Annotated in this window: 21 protein-coding genes and 1 tRNA gene; 9 read left to right on the top strand and 13 right to left on the bottom strand. The window is 42.6% G+C overall.

The genetic code is table 11. The features are described from left to right. Positions 1-58: 58 nt before the first annotated feature. Positions 59-526 (bottom strand): hypothetical protein, encoded by a 468-nt coding sequence (locus tag ABDK00_RS04615; protein ID WP_346238702.1) that lies wholly within the window; start codon positions 524-526, stop codon positions 59-61. A gap of 106 nt (positions 527-632) precedes the next feature. Then, positions 633-1,670 (bottom strand): nucleoid-associated protein, encoded by a 1,038-nt coding sequence (locus ABDK00_RS04610; protein WP_346238701.1) that lies wholly within the window; start codon positions 1,668-1,670, stop codon positions 633-635. A 455-nt stretch (positions 1,671-2,125) separates the two neighbouring features. Here ABDK00_RS04610 and lepA point away from each other — a divergent pair, with 455 nt between their 5' ends. After that, complete coding sequence (gene lepA / locus ABDK00_RS04605) at positions 2,126-3,919, top strand: translation elongation factor 4 (RefSeq protein ID WP_346238700.1); 1,794 nt, start codon at positions 2,126-2,128, stop codon at positions 3,917-3,919. Between the two features lie 121 nt (positions 3,920-4,040). Continuing rightward, positions 4,041-4,126, top strand: a tRNA-Leu gene (locus ABDK00_RS04600). Between the two features lie 852 nt (positions 4,127-4,978). Here ABDK00_RS04600 and ABDK00_RS04595 read toward each other — a convergent pair. The 4 genes from ABDK00_RS04595 to ABDK00_RS04580 form a co-directional block, all read right to left on the bottom strand. Then, the gene (locus tag ABDK00_RS04595) at positions 4,979-5,428 is read right to left on the bottom strand and encodes a DUF417 family protein (RefSeq protein WP_346238699.1); all 450 of its coding nucleotides are present in this window, start codon (positions 5,426-5,428) and stop codon (positions 4,979-4,981) included. Positions 5,429-5,484: 56 nt separating this feature from the next. Beyond that, positions 5,485-6,783, bottom strand: a complete 1,299-nt coding sequence (locus ABDK00_RS04590; RefSeq protein WP_346238698.1) for a spondin domain-containing protein — start codon at positions 6,781-6,783, stop codon at positions 5,485-5,487. Between the two features lie 86 nt (positions 6,784-6,869). Beyond that, entirely contained in the window at positions 6,870-7,148 is a 279-nt protein-coding gene (locus tag ABDK00_RS04585; protein ID WP_346238697.1) for a hypothetical protein, read from the bottom strand. Continuing rightward, positions 7,148-7,711, bottom strand: coding sequence for an RNA polymerase sigma factor (locus tag ABDK00_RS04580; protein ID WP_346238696.1), 564 nt, complete (start codon positions 7,709-7,711; stop codon positions 7,148-7,150). The genes ABDK00_RS04585 and ABDK00_RS04580 overlap by 1 nt, the downstream gene beginning before the upstream one ends. Positions 7,712-8,538: 827 nt before the next feature. On the opposite strand from ABDK00_RS04580, the gene ABDK00_RS04575 reads away from it, so the two are divergent. Together ABDK00_RS04575 and ABDK00_RS04570 are read left to right on the top strand one after the other, a co-directional pair. Further along, positions 8,539-9,450, top strand: coding sequence for a HEPN-associated N-terminal domain-containing protein (locus ABDK00_RS04575; RefSeq protein WP_346238695.1), 912 nt, complete (start codon positions 8,539-8,541; stop codon positions 9,448-9,450). A gap of 310 nt (positions 9,451-9,760) precedes the next feature. After that, a complete protein-coding gene (locus ABDK00_RS04570) occupies positions 9,761-10,027 on the top strand; it encodes a transposase (RefSeq protein WP_346238694.1) in 267 nt (88 codons plus the stop codon). A gap of 422 nt (positions 10,028-10,449) precedes the next feature. Here the strand turns inward: ABDK00_RS04570 and ABDK00_RS04565 are convergent, their stop codons facing one another. The 7 genes from ABDK00_RS04565 to ABDK00_RS04535 form a co-directional block, all read right to left on the bottom strand. After that, on the bottom strand, positions 10,450-11,757 hold the full coding sequence (locus ABDK00_RS04565) for a relaxase/mobilization nuclease domain-containing protein (RefSeq protein WP_346238693.1): 1,308 nt from the start codon (positions 11,755-11,757) through the stop codon (positions 10,450-10,452). Then, the gene (locus tag ABDK00_RS04560; protein ID WP_346238692.1) at positions 11,751-12,152 is read right to left on the bottom strand and encodes a plasmid mobilization protein; all 402 of its coding nucleotides are present in this window, start codon (positions 12,150-12,152) and stop codon (positions 11,751-11,753) included. The genes ABDK00_RS04565 and ABDK00_RS04560 overlap by 7 nt, the downstream gene beginning before the upstream one ends. Before the next feature lie 270 nt (positions 12,153-12,422). Continuing rightward, positions 12,423-13,181, bottom strand: a complete 759-nt coding sequence (locus ABDK00_RS04555) for a hypothetical protein (protein ID WP_346238691.1) — start codon at positions 13,179-13,181, stop codon at positions 12,423-12,425. A gap of 70 nt (positions 13,182-13,251) precedes the next feature. Continuing rightward, positions 13,252-14,034 carry a hypothetical protein gene (locus ABDK00_RS04550; RefSeq protein WP_346238690.1) on the bottom strand — a complete coding sequence of 261 codons (783 nt, stop codon included), beginning with the start codon at positions 14,032-14,034 and terminating at the stop codon, positions 13,252-13,254. Between the two features lie 179 nt (positions 14,035-14,213). Further along, positions 14,214-15,200: an AAA family ATPase gene (locus ABDK00_RS04545; RefSeq protein ID WP_346238689.1), complete on the bottom strand. Its 987-nt coding sequence runs from the start codon at positions 15,198-15,200 to the stop codon at positions 14,214-14,216. After that, the gene (locus tag ABDK00_RS04540) at positions 15,193-15,483 is read right to left on the bottom strand and encodes a hypothetical protein (protein ID WP_346238688.1); all 291 of its coding nucleotides are present in this window, start codon (positions 15,481-15,483) and stop codon (positions 15,193-15,195) included. Before ABDK00_RS04540 ends, ABDK00_RS04545 begins: the two co-directional genes overlap by 8 nt. 5 nt (positions 15,484-15,488) lie before the next feature. Next, positions 15,489-15,815: a helix-turn-helix domain-containing protein gene (locus ABDK00_RS04535; protein ID WP_346238687.1), complete on the bottom strand. Its 327-nt coding sequence runs from the start codon at positions 15,813-15,815 to the stop codon at positions 15,489-15,491. 231 nt (positions 15,816-16,046) lie between these two features. Here ABDK00_RS04535 and ABDK00_RS04530 point away from each other — a divergent pair, with 231 nt between their 5' ends. The 5 genes from ABDK00_RS04530 (at position 16,047) to ABDK00_RS04510 (ending at position 22,435) form a co-directional block, all read left to right on the top strand. Continuing rightward, entirely contained in the window at positions 16,047-17,276 is a 1,230-nt protein-coding gene (locus ABDK00_RS04530; RefSeq protein WP_346238686.1) for an ABC-three component system protein, read from the top strand. Next, positions 17,273-17,803 (top strand): three component ABC system middle component, encoded by a 531-nt coding sequence (locus ABDK00_RS04525; RefSeq protein WP_346238685.1) that lies wholly within the window; start codon positions 17,273-17,275, stop codon positions 17,801-17,803. Before ABDK00_RS04530 ends, ABDK00_RS04525 begins: the two co-directional genes overlap by 4 nt. After that, the gene (locus ABDK00_RS04520; protein WP_346238684.1) at positions 17,803-19,860 is read left to right on the top strand and encodes a DUF3732 domain-containing protein; all 2,058 of its coding nucleotides are present in this window, start codon (positions 17,803-17,805) and stop codon (positions 19,858-19,860) included. The genes ABDK00_RS04525 and ABDK00_RS04520 overlap by 1 nt, the downstream gene beginning before the upstream one ends. A 33-nt stretch (positions 19,861-19,893) precedes the next feature. Continuing rightward, complete coding sequence (locus ABDK00_RS04515; protein ID WP_346238683.1) at positions 19,894-21,174, top strand: phosphoribosyltransferase-like protein; 1,281 nt, start codon at positions 19,894-19,896, stop codon at positions 21,172-21,174. A 163-nt stretch (positions 21,175-21,337) separates the two neighbouring features. Continuing rightward, positions 21,338-22,435, top strand: coding sequence for a reverse transcriptase family protein (locus ABDK00_RS04510; protein ID WP_346238682.1), 1,098 nt, complete (start codon positions 21,338-21,340; stop codon positions 22,433-22,435). Positions 22,436-22,662 lie beyond the last annotated feature (227 nt).

Below are 22,662 nucleotides of genomic sequence, written 5' to 3'. Positions count from 1 at the left end.
CATCCAACTGATTTCAATCATTAAGCAGCGCCGGCATCGAATGATTGTCGGCGCTTTTTTAAGGCTGTAGTTCTACACCATCGACCACAATCGAACTTGCACTAATGCCAAGGCTAACGGAGCTGCCGTACTCATAGCTGTAGGGAGCGTAAGATTCAGTAATATTAGTAAACATGGCCTTCTTAAGAAGCGTTTCCTTTTGTGGCTCTTTTCCATACGAGTCAGTCATTGTGACACGTATATCATAGCTGGCTTTTTTGTTTTTGATAGCCATTAGCAGCTCTTTTTCGAGCTTTTGCGGCACTACCGAATAATAAATAACTTTCTTAGCTGCATAGGAACTGTCTTCGTCATACACGTCGCGGTTGATACTGTAACTGGCAGAACTCAGCGGCGCTTTCACGGTTTTACCTTCGTAAGTAAAACTCATCTCAATCACATAGCGCTTTTCGTTTTGAGCCTTTGAAGGAATGGCCCACAGCGTTAACGCAATAAGGATGGCAGTCAGGGTGTGTCGTTTTTTCATTTGATTTGATGTTTTAAAATGATAGGTTTTTTTAACCACTCAAAAGTGTTTCTTAAAATGTTAATCCCTTTAAAGATAATGATATCTGGCTTGATGTTAGCTCACGCTACTCTTCGTTATTAAAATACAATTTATAAAAACGGCCTTTATCATCTTCGCCGTGCTCAATCATATTTCGGTTGCCGTGGATATAAATATGAAAATTTTTATCGAGCTTGATGACACTTTTATAGGCGCGGTTCTGGCTTTTTACGGCAGCCGGGGAAATAGAAAAGCTGTCTGCGACTTCAATATCGCGCTCAGCAGCGTAGTGTTGTTTATACTTGTCAAAACTTTCAATAAAATCTTCGTGATGCAATACCTCGTTGTTGAAAGTCTCCTGGTCAAAATGTTGCTTTTCTTTAAAGAAGGCAAGGCTGCGGTTGAGCATATCCGCCTGGTCGGCTTTCGTCACATTAAATTGCTCGGGCAAATGATCCACGACATAAGTTTTATATAAGGCCATCGTACTTTGCGTATTGAAATATTGATCCTGCCGCTGTTGAATCCGCAGAAAACTGTCGGTCCAGTAGCGGGCTTCAGCCGATTTGTTTTTCGTATCCACCACCGACACAATAAACCCGTTATCTCGGTCGGCATTATAAATCATGCATCCTTTGTCGAGTTTATTAATATTGATCCCTTCTTCGCTATCGACCTCAAAAGCGTCTTCTACCGGCGATACTTTCAAAAAAGGCTCTTTTTGCTCTGATTTAAATAAGCCAATCGCATCCAGTGTTTCACCATTTAATAAGCCTTCTTTAAAATAAACGACATAAAATTCCCCTCCCTTCACGTTGGGATGGTTGCCCAGGTTGTAAAGGTGTTGGGCAAGTTGCTTCGACTGCAACAGCGTTTGTTCGGGATTGTCAAAAATCGCACCCACCGATTTCCAGACATCATTTTGGCTGATAGGCCCGTCGCTGAAAAACTGAAAATATTCTTCGGACTTGAACGGTGTCAAAAAATATTTGATCAGCAAATCTTTTACCTCCGGATCCAGCACCAGTTCTTTTTTAGACAGCGTTAAATATTCTCCTTCTGATTCGTTGCCCACTTTATGAACAGCGATATGGGTAATGGAACTTCCTTCGAAATATTGCATTGAGTCTTTTTTAAAACGGGGTCTAAAGTAGCTAAAAAAGGATTAACCGACGTCAAGTTTCCCCAATAAGAGGAAGCGTTATTTCAATATTTTAGTTTTGGGTGTGTTCGCCTAAATCCAATAGGTTCAGGCGGAGCGACGGTTTGCGGTGATAAGCTGGTCGCAATTTGCGACTACCGTTTCTTTTTCTACAGCTGTCAGTTGCAACATAAATCAGCTGGAAAGCGTTTGCAGTTGCACTTCAGCTATTTCGTTCAGGCGTTTCGTTGGCCCCCCGTTTAATTGAGCAAGGTTTCGATCAATCATTACCCGCCGGTTTCGGATGATGCGTATTTTAGAAAGTAGCAGCTTATCCGTTATCATCGCTCTGTTTTGCCTCAAAAGCCCGATTTTGCGCCCCGCTCCTATCAACACAAATTATCGTACCTTTGCCCGCCTTTAAAGAGGTTTAGCATATGAAGCATATTAGAAATTTTTGCATTATCGCGCATATTGATCATGGTAAAAGTACCCTGGCCGACCGGCTATTGCAGTCGACCAATACCGTTAGCGACCGCGAAATGATGGATCAGGTTTTGGATGATATGGACCTCGAACGCGAAAAAGGCATTACCATTAAAAGCCACGCTATCCAGATCAATTATACATCGAAAGCGGGCGAAGCATATACGCTAAACCTGATCGATACGCCCGGCCACGTCGACTTTAGTTATGAAGTGAGCCGCGCCCTGGCTGCCTGCGAAGGCGCGCTGTTGTTGGTCGATGCCACTCAGGGCATTCAGGCTCAGACGATTAGCAATTTATACCTGGCGATTGATAACGACCTGGAAATCATTCCGGTTATCAATAAAATTGATATGGACGGCGCCATGATCGAAGAGGTTCAGGACCAAATCATTGACCTGATTGGCTGTAAACCCGAAGAAATTTTATTAGCGAGCGGCCGCACCGGCCTCGGCATTGAAGAAGTTTTGGAAGCGATTGTGGAAAGGATCCCCGCTCCCAAAGGCGATGAAAATGCGCCCCTACAGGCGTTGATTTTTGACAGCGTTTTTAACAGCTTCAGGGGTATTATCGTTTATTACCGCATCTTAAACGGCTCGATCAAAAAAGGTGATAAAGTTAAATTTGTAAGTACCGGCCAGGAATATGAAGCGGATGAAATCGGCATTTTAAAACTCAAAATGACCGAAAAAAAGGAGATTAAAGCTGGTGATGTAGGCTACATTATTACCGGTATCAAAAATGCAAAAGAAGTTAAAGTGGGAGACACGATCACTTTGGCGAGCAACCCCAACCCTACGCAAATCAAAGGCTTTGAAGAAGTGAAGCCGATGGTATTTGCGGGCATCTACCCAGTGAATACCGATGAGTTTGAAGAGTTGCGCGATTGTATGGATAAACTGCAATTGAATGATGCTTCGCTGACTTTTGAGCTGGAAACCTCGCAGGCTTTGGGTTTCGGTTTCCGCTGCGGATTCTTGGGAATGCTTCATATGGAAATTATCCAGGAACGTTTGGAACGTGAATTCAACCAAACAGTAATTACGACCGTTCCCAACGTAAGTTTTATCGCTTACACGACGAAGGACGAAAAAATTATTGTGAATAACCCTTCTGAGTTTCCCGACCCGGTAAAAACCGAGCGCATTGAAGAGCCATTTATCAAAGCCCAGATCATTACGAAGCCGGAATACATTGGCAATATCATGACCTTATGTTTGGGGAAGCGGGGTATTCTTGTCAATCAGAGCTACTTAACAACTACGCGCGTTGAACTGGTTTTTGAAATGCCGTTGACGGAAATCGTATTTGATTTTTACGACAAACTTAAATCTCAAACCCGCGGTTATGCGTCTTTTGATTATCACCCGATGGGCTATCGCGTCAGCGATATTGCGAAGATGGATATATTGTTAAACAGCGACAAGGTTGATGCTTTAAGCGCGCTTATCCATCGCAGCCGGGCACAGGATTTTGGACGTAAACTTTGCGAAAAATTGAAAGAGTTGTTGCCACGCCAGCAATTCCAGATAGCCATTCAGGCCGCTATTGGAGCAAAAATTGTGGCGCGTGAAAATATATCGGCGATGCGAAAAGATGTAACTGCCAAATGTTATGGCGGCGATATCAGCCGGAAACGAAAATTATTAGAGAAGCAGAAAGAAGGTAAGAAAAGGATGCGCCAAATCGGAAATGTAGAAGTGCCGCAAGAAGCATTTTTGGCGGTCTTAAAGTTGGATGATTAATATTAAGAATCGGGGTAGCCAAAAAAGATTTATTTCATAATTAATGGGCTTTGCCAGGTTTATACAATCGTCTTTTTCTTTACATTTGCAAACTCCTCAGCTTTTTATATGAAGAAGCGTTGCCCGGGTGGCGAAATTGGTAGACGCACTACCTTGAGGTGGTAGCGCTGCTAACGCGGCGTGCTGGTTCGAATCCAGTCTCGGGCACAAGCCTCGCAATCTGCGGGGCTTTTTTGTTTATATTGACAATGCAAACATAACCCGCGTTCTGGTGGCGAACCTGTCTGCCGACAGGCAGGATTGGTAGACGCACTACCTTGAGGTGGTAGCGCTGCTAACGCGGCGTGCTGGTTCGAATCCAGTCTCGGGCACACAAGCCTCGCAATTTGCGGGGCTTTTTTTTGTCTATATTGATGATGCCAACGTAACCTGCGTTCTGGTGGCGAACCTGTCTGCCGACAGGCAGGATGGGTAGACGCACTACCTTGAGGTGGTAGCGCTGTTAACGCGGCGTGCTGGTTCGAATCCAGTCTCGGGCACAAGCCTCGCAATTTGCGGGGCTTTTTTTTGTCTTTATTGATGATGCCAACGTAACCTGCGTTCTGGTGGCGAACCTGTCTGCCGACAGGCAGGATTGGTAGACGCACTACCTTGAGGTGGTAGCGCTGCTAACGCGGCGTGCTGGTTCGAATCCAGTCTCGGGCACAAGCCTCGCAATCTGCGGGGCTTTTTTGTTTATATTGATGATGCAAACACAATCCGCGTGTTGGTGGCGAACCTGTCTGCCGACGGCAGGATTGGTAGACGCACTACCTTGAGGTGGTAGCGCTGTTAACGCGGCGTGCTGGTTCGAATCCAGTCTCGGGCACACAAGCCTCGCAATTTGCGGGGCTTTTTTAATGCAAATATTCCCAAATGCAACCCTCTAAAAAACGGCTGCTTGCTAACTTAAATAGGATAATTGATGGACTGAAGAAAGAAAGGAGCCGCTGCACAGGACAACAAACTCCTTCTAATTTTTCCTCTTTCCACGAAATCCACCAATCGATAATAGGGCTATTACCGGGCTGTGGCGTGCGCATTCTCCAAGCTTTTATCTAACACCAATAGCGAAATACCCAACGCCATTATATCCTTGAGAATAAAAAAATCGGTAACAAGCATTCCATCCACCTTTCTAAACACGCCGGGTGTGGTGAATAAAAAACTGAGTGTTATAATAAAGGTAAGTATCCCCAATAGCCCCGCAAGAATTCCTGCCTTTTTCCAATAGAAATGAAGTAACAGCGCTATTCCGGTAATTATTTCAACAATACCAATCAGATTTGATACGCCTTGTTGGCTCCATATTTTGTAGAGCCAGCTCATCAGAAAACTGTTGCTCACCAACCCTTCGATAGCTTTAGCCTCGGTTGGGGTAAATTTGAAGGCACCCACCCAAAGTAATATGATCGCTACGCCCCACACACTGATGGTATAGCCTGCTTTATGTAATGATATCTTGTTCATCTTAATTTATAAATTGAAAAGATGGGGGTATGGTTTACACCCCATCTTTTGGTAGGTTATTGAAGGTTTACTTTTATTATTTTGTTGACAGACGGCAAGCTGGTGAATGGATTCGCATGGGGCACAGCCTCAATGGGTTTGCTTTCCTCCAACGGTGTTCCTTCCAGATTAGCCTGCGTGAGGCCTGCGCCCGGGAACTGGTCGATGGCGGTTCCGTTGTCAAACAGGCCGAGCGAGGTTGAAATATCCCCTTTTTCAGTTGCATCTACGCCATTGCCTTTGGTTGCAAAAAACCAATCGTTGGAGAAACCATACATGGTGGCAATAGCTAGTCTATCCCCTTTTACAACACTTAATTCCTGAGACACTTTTCCTCCGTCACCGCCATTTGCCTTGGGGAGTAAAACAGTGCTCATGGATTCTTTTAACACATGCACCTCTTTCACGCCGGGTTTTGCTTTTAATGCGGCCGCCAGGATATCTGCATTGCCCGTTTGTGCCAATGCTTTTAGGCCTTCTCCGCGGTCATGTTCACCCGTTGTGAAAAAAGGATTTTCATCACCATGATAAACGACGACCAAAACAGGAGATAATGGAGTGAAAAGTCCGGTTCTTTCGGTTAAGTAAGCGCTTAACGCAGCATTGTCGCCAGCTTCAGCAATATTTGTAAGGCCGTTTGCCGTTGGCTGGCCTGCCGTAAAGATTGCATTGGGCAGCAATTGATTTCCACCAGCCACATAGGATATGGCCCAAACGCCGGGGCTAAAAGGCGTTTCGTTTGCAGTGCCTGCTGATTTATTGGTAATGGTTATTGTAAAATTAGAGTTGCCGTTATAGGCTAACGACACATTCATTAACTGCGCAGCGGCAAGATAGGTATGGCCATATGCGTCCGTACCGTTTACTTCGCTAATGTTTTTCGTTGTTGCTTCCGGCGTGCCAGGATGTGCAATGCCCATCCCTGGCTTCTCATTTACACGGGTACCATTGTCCCATAGTTTAATTTGGGAGGATACGTCGCCTGTTATTGGCGCGCCGTCGCTTTGATAAAGAGCAATTCCCGGGTTTTCCGGTGCAAAAAACAAATCATTGCTCCACCCATACATGGTGGCAAAAGTCAGGGTTTGACCCTTTCCTGCATAAAATGAAAAAGACACCGATTGACCCGGAAATATCACCGGTGGGTCTCCCGAGCCCATAAAAGTGCCCGACTGCACTAATGGCCTGCTGTCCAAAACATTTTCAATGGTTATGGTATTACGCTCCGTTATAGGTGTATTGTCGCTTTTGCTGCAGGCAGTTATTGATGCGGCAACAGCTAATACAGGGAAGCATTTTAAAAAACTGAATTTCATTTTCCACGATTTTTTGATTAAACAAATTGTATTGAATAACCTTTTAGTTGCAGAACAAAGTGAAACCTGACAAAAAAATAAAAAAATTATTTATTTTTTTTGAGCAGCTCACAAATCTTGTCCTTCAGTTCCTCATTCATATGTTCCGGAACCTGCCCGGAACCGGACTTTTGGGAATGGGATTTTAAAATATTGTCAATCACCAGGCTTTGCTTTTTGTATCGCCGGCAGGCTTTACAAATGGCAACGTGGAAGGTCATCAACATTTTTTCACGCAAGGAAAGTTTCAGCACAGATTGCTTGTCGAGCAATTCGGTAGCCTTTTGGCAGGAAAACAAGGGGTTCGTATGTAAGGTGTTTGCCATTATAATTTAAACCAGTTATATTCTAAACATTTTCTTAACTGCAATTTTGCTCTATGCAGTATCTGCCAGAAATTAGTATCCGTAATGCCCAATTCCTGACAAATTTCACTTCCGTTTTTTGCATCTATAAATTTTAATTGGACGGCTGCATGCCAGTTGGGAGGTAATGCTTTAAGACAGTTGTGAAGCTGAGATTGAAAACCGGCATCATCCAAAAGGCTTTTATCAGCCTCAGGCCATTGTTGCGGTATCTGGCCTTTTCGCCAATGTTCTTTTTCATCAAATATCCGGTCAATAATATCATCATCAGCTACCACCGGCGTGCGATAGCTTTTACGGAAATGGTCGTTTATTTTATTATTTAAAATGGCGAGGAGCCAGGTTTTGGGCTGGCTGTCGCCCCTAAATTTATCAAAGGCCTTTACAGCTGCCAAAAAAGTTTCCTGTACCAGGTCCTCTGCAGTCTCCTTACTGGAAGTTTTATGTAAAGCCCGGGAGTACAAATGATCGGAATACAACTGCACCCAACAGGTTATGGCTTCGGCGGGTTTTTCTATACTCATTGACTCCTGCATTGCGCAAAGGTAAAGAACATCTTTTGCAACGATGTCTGAAGCCTGCTTTTAAACCCGATGCGGATGATATACCTCCTGTTATTTACATCCAATCAAAACACCCTAATATAATTTGAATAGTAACAAGTACGGCAACGCCCTATGACGGCTTTGTGCCTTCTTAGGGATCAGAATCCAAATATTTTTAACCAATCCCGCAAATATTTGACCTGATCCAAATCAACTTCATCCTTTTTAGATTAGCTACAATTTATGCCTGACCGCTATAATCCGCCTTTTTCAACTTGATCCATTATGCACGGAGGCTTTGGCATCGTTGGAAAAAGGAGAATCGCCGATAGCGATAGCTATTTTGTCAAAATATCTCAAAGAGGCCAAAAGTTATAATAATTGCAGACAAAAAATTATTGCAAATATTCTACTATACTTGAGCCATTATAGTCTTGAGCAGTTCGGAGTTATTTTACAACTTCCAAAAATTCTCCGCCAAACGTTACCTCTCTATCAAATAATAATTCAAAGTAACTAAAATCTGATACGTGTGACATAGAAGGATCTTCCCCGAAAGGACTCAACCTGGGCACTGGTGGTGTTCGTAAACCTAGCACCTTTGCTCACTCAAATACATAATCATTATCCGATTTATCTAAGCTATTTAACCACCATACATATATCATCATATATGAAGAAGTTGCAAAAGCAATATTGGAATGTTTTTCCTATTATTATGGATTGATTGTAAGGTGCAGCATTTCTGCTTTTTCCTATTGCATGAATAAAATCATTCTCATTTTTTTAACCTGTAATTTATATATATGAGTGGCATTATGAATTGGGCAGATGAGCTCGAAGGCTATGGACTTAACTCTGGACCAGACATGAACGTTTGTAGCACTCATTTTAAAGATTTAGCTATAAAAAGTTTCATAAAAAAGGGAACGGAAAAAAATGAATTCGATTACTGTGGTAAAACGAGAGTAATCAGACCACTGGAAGATATAATGAAATTTTTGATGGAGACAGTTAGCTACTATTTCACCGATCCAGTAGAGTTCGCCTCATATAATTCTGCAGAAGGGGGCTACTTGGTACCACACAGAGATGCTTTGGAAATACTCCAAGAAGACTTTGAACTAGATATTGACGATACAGCACTATTTAATGACATGGAGGATTGGGTTGACGTCAACAAACACTGGGCGGACGAAAAGGCGCTACATAGCGAAGGGCATTACGCACGTCCAGATTCTTGGTCACACTTTTGCTATCTCGTTAAGCATCAAGTTAGATACCTTTTCCCAGCCTATTACAACGAACTTGACACATGTTCTCATCGGCCTCTTGAAGTATTGAAAGAGATTGAAAGGATGGTCTACAGATACAATTTACTCACGACTTTAAATGCTGGAACGGAATTGGTAAGATGCCGCCAGCACGATAAGAGTGAAATCATTTTGGCCCATAAGCAAATGTGCGCTCCAGAGACCATCAATTGCAAAAATCCAAACAGAATGAGTTCGGCTGGAATATCGATGTTTTATTGCGCGTTTGAAGTAGAGACGGCACTGAAAGAGACGATAGACAAATCTTGGAAGCAATCTAAATACACAACAGTCACATTTTGCAAACAGCCGATACGCCCATCATACAGAGAACACCTGCGCTTTGTAGGCTCGGCAAGGGCGCTTTATACAAGCAGGCTATACAGACCAGCCACAGGGGTATAAATAAAATACAAAGTGGCAAAAAGCAATGCCACAGCTTAATGGCTTCACCTCTTTTAAAGGCTATTGCTTCTATCTGTCCAGGCGTTGTTGCGTTGGGTATAAGGCTGATCGCCGCTTGTAAGCGCCCGATGTTTTCGTACTGCGCAAATGTTATAATGTTGCTTGTAGCGCGAAGCCAATTGACGGGCCTTGCCTTCTTCTGCCCATTAGTATCGTGTATCATAACTCCGGTTTTACCCGAAATTGTAAACGTACCCAAACTTCGGCAGTAATGAATTAGAGAGTAATCTTTAATTTTAAACTGTCAAACATGAAAAAAACAAGATTTACGGAAGGCCAGATAGTGGCCGCGATCAAAAAGCAGGAGTCAGGGATTTCAACAAAAGAGGTATGTCGGGAACTTGGTATAAGCGAGGCAACCTTTTACAACTGGAAGGCTAAGTATGGGGGAATGGAGGTGAGTGATGTAAAACGGATGAAAGAAATGGAAGCTGAGTTAAGCCAGTATAAAAAAATTGTTGCGGAGCTCACTTTTGAGAACCGGGCAATGAAAGGGTTAATAGAAAAAAAGTTGTAACGCCTGCTGAGAGAAAAGAAGCTGCTGATCATTTGATACATGAGGAGCAGTGCAGTACCAGTAAGGCTTGCAAATTAGTGCAACTGCCACGAAGTAGTTTTCAATATGTTCATAAACCCAAAGATGATAGCGTCATACAAGAAGCCTTAACAGCCATCACAACCAAGCATCCTTCAATAGGTTTTTGGCAATCGTATTATCGGTTCAGGAACCGAGGGGAAAAATGGAATCACAAGCGGGTGCGCAGGATTTATCGTGCCATGAAGCTCAATATCCGCAGGAGAGCAAAGAAGCGCCTGCCAGACAGAGTGAAGCAGCCGTTATTCTGCCCACAGCGCCGAATCAAATATGGAGTATAGATTTTATGAGTGATAGTTTAACGGATGGAAGAAAGTTCCGCCTGTTGAATGTTCTGGACGACTTTAACCGGGAATCATTGGCCATCGAAGCGGATACATCCTTGCCTTCGTTGAGGGTCGTACGAGTGCTGCGACATAGGAAAATTCAGGGCTATCTTTTGTTCCAACATTGAAGGATTCTTTATCGGAATTGCCAGGAAGCAGGCGGAGGCCCTGGTTATAAAGCTGGCCGATGGTGGCGGCAACTCCCTGACTGTAATCTATTTTTCCAAATGCTTTTTCAGACAGGATTTTATTTTTACGGGTCTCCTTATGAAGACCTTTATGATCCATTGTCAGACGCTCCAGCAAATGAGCGGCGCTGTAATTTTTTCCCAGGTCGCTGCCGTTGAATACGGACATCGAGCGGTGATCGACAAAAGTTACGCCGTAAATTCGTTCGGCGTTTTGCCGGAATACCACATCAATATCATCTGCCTTTAACTTAGACACCAGCCCCTCTTTATCCTTTGCCTGCACGATTGCTTTATCAACAGCGCTCTTTAAGGGTGTCTTAAAACGCCACCGCTCCTGCGCATTCTTTATAAATTTTTCTTCGAGATGGGCAAGCGTCGGCTTACTATAGATGGAGCTGGCCTTAATGGGCACACCCATCTTATTACCCTTTGCATCAGTAATAAAATAACAAAGTCCCTTTGCTGCGAACATTTTACTGTCAGGCTCGCCGCGGTCGGCAACAACGTTAAAACTTCGAAGTACCGCGTTTAACTCGGCCAGGGTTGTAAAATTATACTCCCTTACCACTGTTCTTACAATATTAGAAATCGCTCTTTTGGTTTCGCTCTTGCCATATTGTACCGCTTCCAGTTCGGCAGGTTTTAAATAGGTGCTATCCTTCTCACGGCCTTCCGAAGGGATCAATCCAAACTTTTGTTCCATCGCTTTTCTGACCGGCTCAGATCTCTCCCTACCTATATTGTGAAGCGAAATACGCTGACCATCGGACTGGATATTTGTGGTAACTATATGAATGTGCGGATGACCGGCATCTGTGTGGCGATATACCAGGAAGGGCTGGCCCCCCAGGCCAATGCCCTGCATATAGGTTTCTGCAATCTGCGCCATTTTTTCCTCCGGTAGTTTTTCGGTCGGTTCAAAGTTTAGCGAAATATGAACGCAATTTGTTTTTGTGCGGCTGTTGCCTGCAGCGAGGCGCTCCAACCGAAGCAACCGGTCCCTGAAGCTCAAATGCTCCGGCGATGCCGTATATCCCGGTGCGGCAATGAGGGTAGCCGAGCCTTTTTTTATCTTATCCTCGTTATAATTAACGGCGCCCTTTATGGATTTTCCGGTCACAATGCGCGCTACCATCTTGCATAAATTTTGTCAATCACTTCCTGAACACCATCAATTTTTAACATCAGATTTTTTTGAAGTTCCGTGCAGGTTTTCAACCAGAATGCTTTGTTGGGGACTTCAGAAAGCTTATGAATGCGTTTGACTACTTGGTTAAAATTGTTGGCTATGATCACCAGTTGCCTGCGGTTTTCTGCCAGCTCCTCGATAGTCTTGTCTCTTGTCGGGTCCACCACCACCTGCCTGACAACCTCGCCCAATAGTACTGTTCTTGCATAATCGCTTAAGGAGCGGTTAAGCGTTTTCTGTTGCCTGGCTGCAATTTTTTGATACTCATTTTCGGTAAGCCTGACCGTTAACCATTCGGTTCGCTGGCTGCTACCCGGGGGTAGGGCGTTACGCTTTTTCATTCTTCCAAATAATGTAACTGACAGAATAACCGAGTTCCGAGTGTTATTCGATAACCCTTTTTGCGACTTCGGAGTAAGGGTCAAGATCCGTTTGTGCCACAAACGTACATCTTGCTCCTTTCATGAGAAAGGTAAACGGCCCCGCCAGGCCCTGCCCGCGCCACTCCTATGAGCTATGAAGCCGGTTATTCTGTCAGTGGGTTTAAAAAATAGATTTACTTCGCATGTCAAGGCCCAAAGGCATTACCAAAAGCCATAACTAAACAAAACTTAAAAGGGCCACAGGTTGTCTAAAAATTCCTTGAAACTGGCTATAGCGGAAAGTACCCTGGCGGTATGCTCCGAATGTCCCTTCTCTCTGGCTTCCAGGTAAGCGCGGGTATCAGCAGATATGGCTTTAATGCCGCCTCCTGTAAATTGCGCGGGTGAAAAAGGAATATAAAATTCCAGATGCATATTGATCGTTTGCAGATTAAGCCAACGGTATGCAGAACTGCCGGCTACCGAAAGAGTTCCCAACACCCTTTCTTTTGCACTTGCCGTAAGCGTCTCGCTGGCGGCTGCCTGCTGCTTTAACAACTCAAGGTCTGCCTTAAACCGGTCGTAACCGAGGCGACCGGCCTGGCTGATCAGTTGGAACAATTGCGCAAAAAATGGATATTCCGGTGTTTTGGGGTCCCGGTTTTCTAATGGGTTGCTACGCATTTCGCTAACGCTTTTTAGTAAAGCGGGTGCTGCTTTTTGAATCAGCGCTTCGTCAACCGGATGGTATTTTTGATAAACCTTCATCATGATACTGTAGGCCTGCATACCGTTACGGGTACGGTTGTTAAGCGCATATACCAGCGCAGAATCCAGCATCATGTTGTGATAAATACCGGTACTGTCATAATAATTTTTGGTAACTGGCCTGGTACTTTCGGCTATACTTACCGATAAATTTTGTTCTGCCTGAACAGAGGTGGTTTGTTTTTTCTGACAGCTAAGGATCGCCAGTGCGGACACTGCCAGGAGCATTTTTGCTTTCATGTTGATTTGTTTTTATGGTGATAAAATATTTACAGTGAAAAAGGAAACGGGACAAAAGGGACGATCATTATCAGAAGTCCGGCATATAGTCGAAGGCGTCATAGGCCCAACTGCTGGTGGCTGCGGCCTCAGTAATAGCCGTCGGCAGATCATTGTCCGTGACCATTGTTTCTACCAGGGAAGAGATATCTGTCGTAGCAGCACCAACAGCCCTTATTAACTTCCAGAAAAAACCGCGGGCTGCTGTGCGGCCGTCTACCGAAGTATTCAGCTCGTCATCATTCAACCAGTAATAAGTAGAATGCCGGGCGACGGAGGCAGCAGACAACAGCAATTGTTTTTCATTTTCAGAGAACCCGGAGCTTTTAAGAAGGTCGTCTTCCATCCTGACAAGACGTGATTGGACGACGGAAAACTCCCCATTATCTTTTACCGTTTTAACCTGCTGATAGATACCAACTATAGTATTTTTGGCGTCGCGGCTTATAGGAAGTCTTGACAGGTTAGCCCGGTATCGACTGGCGGTATCATTAATTACATGATAAACGGCCTTGTCCAGCTCTTCAACATTGGTATGGGTGCTGGTGTGGTTCATCAAAAACAGGTTACGTCCTCTTATGGAATTGTCACCACCGCTCTCGATGTACTGTTTCACCATTGCCAGCAGCCGGTTATGCTCCCTGCCTACAAAGTCATAAGGATTCAAAGGATTATCCGGCGATGCGTTTTCTTCAGCGATCACATGCCCGAATGGCTGAGGTTGAGCGGCAGCATCACTTATCTTTTCCTTTTTGGAACAGCTTACTATTCCCACAGACACTGCCATAAGCAGCAATAATTTTAGTGTTTTCATCTTTTTTGATTTAAAGTGTTTGAAAAAAAGTTTGTCCCGTTTTTGTCCCATATTGTGCCATTTTCCATAGTATTTTGTCCCGTTTTTTTAAAGCGTGTTGTTGACTATTAATATCTTGTGCAGAATTCTTGTCCCGTTTCCGCGTATTGTAGCATTATGGGACAAAGGCTGTGTGGGCCTTATTGCTTGTTTTCATCACTGCTTTTATCTGCGTCCAGCCACCGGTGAACGGTCGATTTGCTTTTGCCGAGGATCACCGCAATCTCCCGGAATGTCTTGCCCTGCTCTTGCAGGAGCCTCGCTATGTCCTGTTGCTCTTCTTTTTGCCGGAGGGTCTTAAGCCCAATATGCTCGGCTTCGTTTACATGCTCCTCTACCAGGTCGAACCACATAGTAGCAGGATTAAAGCGCAGTAGCTTGGCATCGTCCGCTTCTTCAAAGTGCCGGGACTTACCGCGCCTCAGCAGGCGCAGGTATTTATCCTGCCCGCTTTTACGGAGAAAGAAATCACCATCGGATAGGTCCGTTTTAACACCGCTGCCGGTTTGCAGATCGCTATCGCTTAAAAGGGACGAGGTATGTTTTTTAAAATGATCAGTGATAACAACTGCAGTCTTGGAACTCTCGCATAAGGCCAGCAGCGTAAACATCATCTTAGTGATCTCCCTGTTATTATTCGTGTCCGTATCCGTAAAGGCCATTCTAAGATTGTCGATAATGATCAGTACGGGACTAAAGCGTTCCACAATCTGAAGGACAGTTGGCAGGTCTTCCGTCAAACTATTTTTGGTCGTGAATGCACGCGCTTTATATTGTTGATCCACCGGAAAGGGGCAATGGGCATGCAGTTGCAGCAGCCTTCTGCGCAAGGTCTTTTCCGATAGTTCATTGTTGATATAAAGCGTATTGCCGTGCATGGTAACCGGCTCTCCGAGGAAATCCGGCACCCCGGCCGCAACCGCCATGCAGAGCTGCATACAGAAATAACTTTTACCGACACCTCTGGGGGAGGGAAAATGAATCAGCGTTCCCTCCGGGATATAGTGACCGAATAGCAGCTTCACGTCTTCCAGGCGCTTCGCTTCTTCCGCTAGCTTGCCAAATGACTTCAGCGTTGGCTTGAAATAAAAGGACACATCGTCCGTGATCTTTTTTATATTACCCATTGCTGCGCATTTGGTACACTGCCGGAAGCTGGAGCTTCAGCTTTACTTCTATTGTTTGCGGGCGCGCTGCTACCTGGTGCATCCATATCCAATTATTGGCTACTGTCTTCCAACTCCGGATGGGAAGCCCCTTTTCGGTTTTCCATTTGCGTTGCCGCTGCGCTTTGAAGAAGGCCTCTGCGGCCTTTGCCGCAAGACCCTTCTGGTCAAAGTAAATAACGACCTCTTTTAGACTGGGGATCATACAACCCGCCTTCCCGGGAGACTTTCTGCTCTTATCCATATCGGTTATGATTGAGTGGGTAATTGACTTGCTGCCTGCAGCATGCGATTGATCTCGTCGGCGTCGTAATACAGCACGCCGCCGATCTTGGTAAAGCCGAGCGCTTTTTTGCGGCGCAGGATCTGTAAAGTGCTGGGAGAAATACCGAGCAGCTTGCGGACCTCATGACTCTTCAGCCACTTTTTGACTGGCTGTCCATGCAGCTCCTTGATGAGCTGTCGGATTTCGGAGAAAAGCTGTTTGCGGAAATCGAAGAGATCGCCCAGGGTAATAAGCCGCGAAGAAAGATGTTGATTGTTGTCGTCGGGCAAATGATAGTAAGGTGAAGACATGCCGATTATTTTCGGCTAAATTCATCGCGTTTGATGCCGAAAACACTCAACCTAGGCACTGGTGGTATTCGTGGATTAATTTCTTGGCCAGCGCTTTGACGTCAAGAATGAACCTTTTGAAACCATACTACAGGCTCACTTGCAAATTGTAAATAACTGAGGTTTAAACAACTATTTCGCCTATAAAAACAATAATATTACATTTGTTACTAGTATCAATGTTGCATCCATATGGCTGACTTAGCTCCAGGCCCCATGGCGGGTTACCTATTTCAATTTGAAAAGGCGCTGTCTTTATTAGCTAGCTTAGAAAATTCTAGCGAGGCGGTGTCTGTAGAGGTATTTGATGATGTCGCCATTCAAGACGGAAGCGGCCTTGTAATATTAAGCTTGCAAGCAAAGCACAGTATCTCTCCCAATGGCACAACTTTCGAAGACACTAGTGTGGCTTTGTGGAGGACATTGCAAATTTGGATACAGAAACTCAAAGACGGTACATTTACAAGAGCTACCAAATTTGTTTGTGCGACAAACAAGCGAATAGACAAAGACGCCCTACTGCGAAAAATAACGATCCTGGATTTTGACACTGTAAAAGCCGAGATTAACGACCTTTTAACTCTGCAAAAGGAAAAACTGAAATCTGTTATTGAAAAGGGCGAGAAGGGTCCATCAATCAAAAAGAATATAGAACTAATTCAGTTTGCACTCGACAATCTCCTAGAATTTGAGATTGTAAAAAATAACCTCTCCATTGAGGATAACATTACACCTCAACAGAAATTTTTTGTCTCTATTCATATGGCCAATAAAGCTTATAGTGATGAAGCTCGCTCACAAACCTTTGAGACGATGTATGGATGGATAATAAAATCTTCCAAAGCTAAGTGGCTTAATTCGGAACATGCTGTATTCACAAAGCAAGAGTTTGAAACCAGACTGTCACTTTGCTTCAAAAATCCGTCAATCATTAACGCATTATTCAGAGCAAAAAAGAAACTGGGATCGCTTGACAGTACAGATGTTGATAGTTTAAGAAAAGAATTATTCATAAAACAAATTGAAGACATTAAAAGAAATAAAGAGGCCGTCCAACGAAAAATAGACCGCGCGATATCAGACTATTTCTGCCATGGAATAGAAATGAGTTATATAATTACGCAAGGAAATTTAACGAAGGAAGATTTCGACGAATTCGCAGAACGCTGTTTTGAGAAGTGGCAAATATGTTTTGACGCCCATGTTACAAAGGATTTAGAAGACTATTCTGAGAACGAAAAAAATCAACTTGCAATCACAATTTTTGATTTTATAATGGAAACTGTCGAGATCAAATTTCAGGATGGAATAGATTTTACTTCCGACAACAAGTATATTCACAACGGCACATTCCTCAATCTGTCGAATCTCCCTAAAATTGGTTGGCATCCAGAGTGGGAATCTAAATACGCTAGAAAATGAAAAGCTCAGCACACCTGGTCGGAGACACGAATTTATTCGAATTACTCCAAAACGACGCCCTCGGGGTAATAGCTTTACATAGCTTTACTCTCGGCTATCATAATGTTGCAAAAAGAAAAGAACACAAACTTGACTTTCCAAAATTAGAGTACATGTTTTTTGTGCTTCCGATAGTATATAATTACTCCTCTCTTGCTATTTTTTTAAGTTCTAACGAAGTTTATACCGCATTGCACAAAGAGCCAACAATAAGACTGGGCCTTCAAGAACGCGCAGCCAAGATGGCTGGACAAACATTTGACGCTATGAATGTAGCTTTTAGCAAGCGAATTCTAGGATACCAGAAAGAGAATGCCACGATCACTCTTTTGAGGCCATTTTCAAGTAATAAACTCATCCTCCCGCTTTCATCTAACAGCCCGGCTAATAGCGTCAAAAAGATTCAAACTTGTAGTTATAAAGTCGGGAACATATTTGCTAAGCGTAATGAAAAAAACATACAACAAGAGTTAAACATTGTATTTTAATGAAATTGAGAATTAAAAATATTATACTGTATCCCAAGAACAACGACCATCCCGTTCGGTTCATAAAATTTAAAGAAGACAAGGTTAACGTCATAACTGGGTATAGTAAACGCGGAAAATCGGCTATAATTTCGATTATTGACTATTGCTTGGGTAGTAGTGAATGCGATATTCCCATCGGTCCCATCAGACAAAAAGTCGACAAATTTGCAATATTTGCCACGATAGGTGAAAAGTCCGTTTTCATAGCTAGAGACAGTCCAGGTAACGCCGCTAAGGCATCGGACGTAATGTATTTTTACGAAATAGAAGGAAAGGGTGAAAATCCAGCCTTAAATACGACTGAATGGATAGAAGATTCAAATCAATATAAAACTAGCAGAGAAAATGTAAAGAGCTTTTTGGCCGTTAATGCGGGGTTGGAAAATATATCTCTTGCTAGCAAAGATAACGCAGGTAATGACGAACCTCCGGCAAGCTTTAGAGATACCATGGCGTTTCTGTTCCAGCCGCAAAACATTATTGCAAATCCCACCACGATTTTCTACAAGACTGACACCTTTGAACATCTCAGACGTTTGAAGATTTTATTTCCTTTAGTATTGGGGTATAAATCCTTCGAAATGCTAACGCTGGAGCAAGAGATTAACGATTTAGAGAAAGATGAAAAGGACAAACAAAATAAGCTGTCCGACTTGAAGGCAAAATATGAAAATTGGCAATCGGATATCTATGAATATTATACTACAGCCGTTAATCTTAATCTAACTGACGAAGACGTAAGCATCAAAAGTTCCAGTGTCAATACCATAAAAGACACTCTATCAAGAGTAGTATCAAGTGTTAGGTCAGATCGTTTTTTAACCGAAGGTTCTGCGTTGAGATATTCCGAAAAGCTCGAAGAACTTGAAAAGATGCGCCTGACGTTAATTCGTGAGCTAGATACTTTAAAAATTGAACTTCAGAAAATCCAACAGTTTGACCGTTCAAAAGAGGAATACCTGCAAAATGTTGCAAATGAAATTGACGAACGATTGAAGCCTATAGATTGGTTTTTGGACCAAAAAGGCACAAATACTTGTCCCTTTTGTGATTCAGTATCGGATAAAGCCATTAATCAACTATTGCGACTAAGAGATCAGCGCGACCAAAACAATAAAGTATTAGAAAAAGCGAAGCTGGAAATATTCAGCTTCGAGAACGAAAAAAGAGAATACAAGAAAAAAGTTCGAGATAAGGAAACGGAAATTTTGAAACTTGATGCAAACATCAAAATTTTGCTGAATGAAGATGAGAAGCAACTAAAGAGGTATCAGGAAATATTCGAATTCACTGGAAAGATAGAGCATGTTCTCAGTAATTTAGATAAGATTTCTCCGTCCGCTGATTTGGCGCTCCAGCTAGAGAAGATTTCTCAGGAACTAGCAGCTAAAAGGAATGAACTAAAAAAATTGAAGGAAAAGTTCGATAAGGCGCTCTGCTTGTCGAAAGTAACTGCAGATATTTCAGAATACATAAGAATATTGCCAATTGAAAATAAGCAACACAGGAAAGTCCTACTAGATCCTGACATCAGTATCGGAATTCGCATTGAAGACACCCAAACGAACAACATCAATTTTCTTCACAAACTGGGAAGTGGTTCTAATCACATGTGTTTTCACCTGGCAACATTCCTAGGTCTCCACCAATACTTCCTTAAGCTTGTCGGTGCAGGCAAACGAAACTATGTGCCTTCATTTTTGGTTTTAGATCAGCCAAGTCAAGTTTACTTTCCCGAGCTCACAAAGGATTTGCCTGATGTGTCCACTGAAAAAGATCCCCAAAAGAAAGAAAAGATTTCAGAAGACATAGCTAATACAAAGCTGATATTTAAAGCATGCAGCGAATTTATGAAAGCAACCGAATTTCAGACCCAAATAATAATCCTAGAGCATGCCTCCAGTTCTACGTGGGAAGGGATTGAACACATAAATCTTGTTGAGGAGTGGCGGGGAGAATTTGAAGATCCTCAATCGAACTTTAAAGCCCTTCTACCAAGGAGTTGGTTTGAATGAGAAAAATGATGTTGAAGACAAAAGGGCATTTATATGAATTTAGAAACCGACATAGACAATCTGACTCTTGATGTTTTATCCACCAGGTTGAAGCACTTAGTGAGTCCCCTTGACATTCTTAGATGGCTAGGAAATTTTAAAGCAGGAGAAATGAAGATGGCAAAAGATTTTCTAGCTAATCTTACTGTATATACTACGTTTGAAATTGAAGAAGCTCTAAATGAAAATTTCCAAAAGATTAAGCAGGGCTTAGAAAAAGAGGAGATTATCGTTGTTCACCCTATTGGAAAATTTGGGAAAAGCGGAAGTATGATATCATATTTCTTTCAAAAAACTACGTTTTTCAGAGATAACAAAAAGCACATCCTACTACTTTCGTCGTTGGACGAGCTGTCGCTACAACAGGGAAAAACTTATGTTCTAGTTCTTGTAGATGATTTTGTTGGTACTGGGGGGACAGTTGAAAAGTATGCTTCACAGATTATAGCGGACAAAATCAGCACATTTCGCAAAGTGTTCTTCACAGGCGTTGCTGGTTTGACTGTAGGGGTTAATCGCGTTTTAAAGTCTATCCCGAACGTCGTTATATCCAAGTCAAACATTTTCCTAAAAGCGTTTTCACCTGACGGCAGTTATTTCGGTTATCGCTCATACTTCGAACATCGTAATTTGGCCTATAAATACGGTAGGTTGTTAACCGCTCCTAGAAGGTTGAAAAATGGAAATAACAAACACATACATGCCCTTGGACACGAAAATTCACAAGCGTTGGTTTCCTTCGCTTACGGCACACTAAATAATACACTGCCCATAATTTATTCTACAGGCAATGACAGTTTAAAATGGACTCCACTTATTCCTCGGTTTTCGCAAGATAAAATCAGTGTTGCTCGTGATTTCAGAAAATCCATTTCTCACGAATTGTCTATTCTCAGAGAGTTTGGTAGCGACAATATTTTGGACAACTTTTTTTCGCTTAAAGTGAAAAAAGCGAACAAGACTTTTACGACTGTAAATCACATCGATTTTTCCATATACGCGATAATAAAGTTAAAAAGGAACGGCTTGGGGGAGGCTAATATCTGCCACAGGCTGGGTATTACATACAGTGATTATGAAGGCTATATTAAGCAAGGTGTTCAAAGGGGAATATTTGATCAGGACGCTGAATTAACTATATTTGGTCTGGAACTTTTCGGAGAAGCCAGAAAATGTATTTCGCTTAGAAAAAAGAGTATTAGTTATGAAGCTAGGAATACTTTTAAAGTAAGAAACGTAAATTATATTCCAAAAATATTCAATGGACGGTCGTAAGTGGCAAGCTATTTCAAGCTGCATTCGCTTCGGTGTTTGTGGGCGAGAATGTTTGAGCAGTTGCTCAAGATTGGCTGAAGCAAGTTTTCAATCTCATACTACACAACATCCTTGCAGGACTTGTGTAATATGCTTCGCATCAATTTAAAAAAGAGTTGCCCTTATGACCTTTCCATTGGAACAATTTTTAGTAGATGTTAAAGCTCTTGATCATTCGGACGATTATCAAAAAGATATTACAGACTATATTAATAATCTTCAGTCTCAAAAGCTCCCTGTCATCTTCTCACTGCCTCACTTGTGCATTTTAGCAGGCGTTAGTATTCCTAGGATGTTAGATGGAAACCATAACAACTATAAAAAAAACTACAAACGGTTCAAGCTAAGGAAGAAAAGGGGGGGCTTCCGGTATATCCATGTACCCGACGGAGAGTTGAAATTCCTTCAGCGGTGGATACTGCAAAATATTCTGGAAAAAATCGACTCACACGTAGCCTGTAAAGGGTTCGATAAAGAAGCTTCAATACTGAAAAACGCGGAGGTTCACCTAAACAAAGAGGCTATTTTAAAAATTGACCTACAGCGTTTTTACGATTCAATAAATGAAAAGCGTGTATTCGGGATATTTAAGAGTGTCGGCTACCACAGTAATTTAGCAGTGTCCCTTGCCAAAATATGCACGTTTTTGCCTAGCTTCTCTTTATTAAATTCTTTTACAAAGACTGAAAAAGAGTTAAAAGATAAAATTCAACAGAGCCGGGAGGGAATACTTCCACAAGGTGCACCAACAAGCCCAAAACTAGCAAACTTGATATCGCGAAGGTTAGATAAACGGATAGCTAAACTTGCGGAAAGAAGAGGCCTTTCGTATTCTCGTTATGCAGATGATCTTACCTTGTCGGGGAATTATGAAGAACTTAGAGCAGTTAAAAAGGGTGTTTTTCGTATAATTACCGGCGAGAACTTTTATGTAAACAACAACAAAACTAAACTACTTAGAAGAGGCAATCGGTTTTTAGTTACCGGACTATCTGTCCATAACAATGCCGTTTCTGTTCCGAAAGCAAAGAAAAGAGTAATAGAGCATCATCTATTCCACTGCAACGACAACGGTGTTGAGCAACATTTGAAAACGGCTAGCATCAAAAACAGAAACTTTAAAGACTGGCTTTTGGGTAACATCGCGTTTGTTTTTTCTATTGAAAAAGAACTTGGCGAAAAGTATTTTGAACAATTTAATAAAATCAATTGGCCTATTTAAGTGAGTTTTGACGCTCAAAGAAAAGTCAACATCAGTACACTATCAACTTGATTGTTGATCCTCCACACTGTTACCCTCAATTTTCCTTTTAGGCGAAGGAATATTCCTTCCATACTTTTCTCTTCGTAGCTTTCTATTGTAGCATAGACAACTGTGAGCCAGTCATAGTTAAATATGTTTGTTCGCTCTCGCATTTAGGTAGAAGTGCAAATTATTTATAAATTTAC

Origin of the sequence: Niabella insulisoli, assembly GCF_039652435.2 — a bacterium.
Lineage (GTDB): Bacteria > Bacteroidota > Bacteroidia > Chitinophagales > Chitinophagaceae > Niabella > Niabella insulamsoli.
This window is presented reverse-complemented; position numbering and strand designations above follow the sequence as displayed.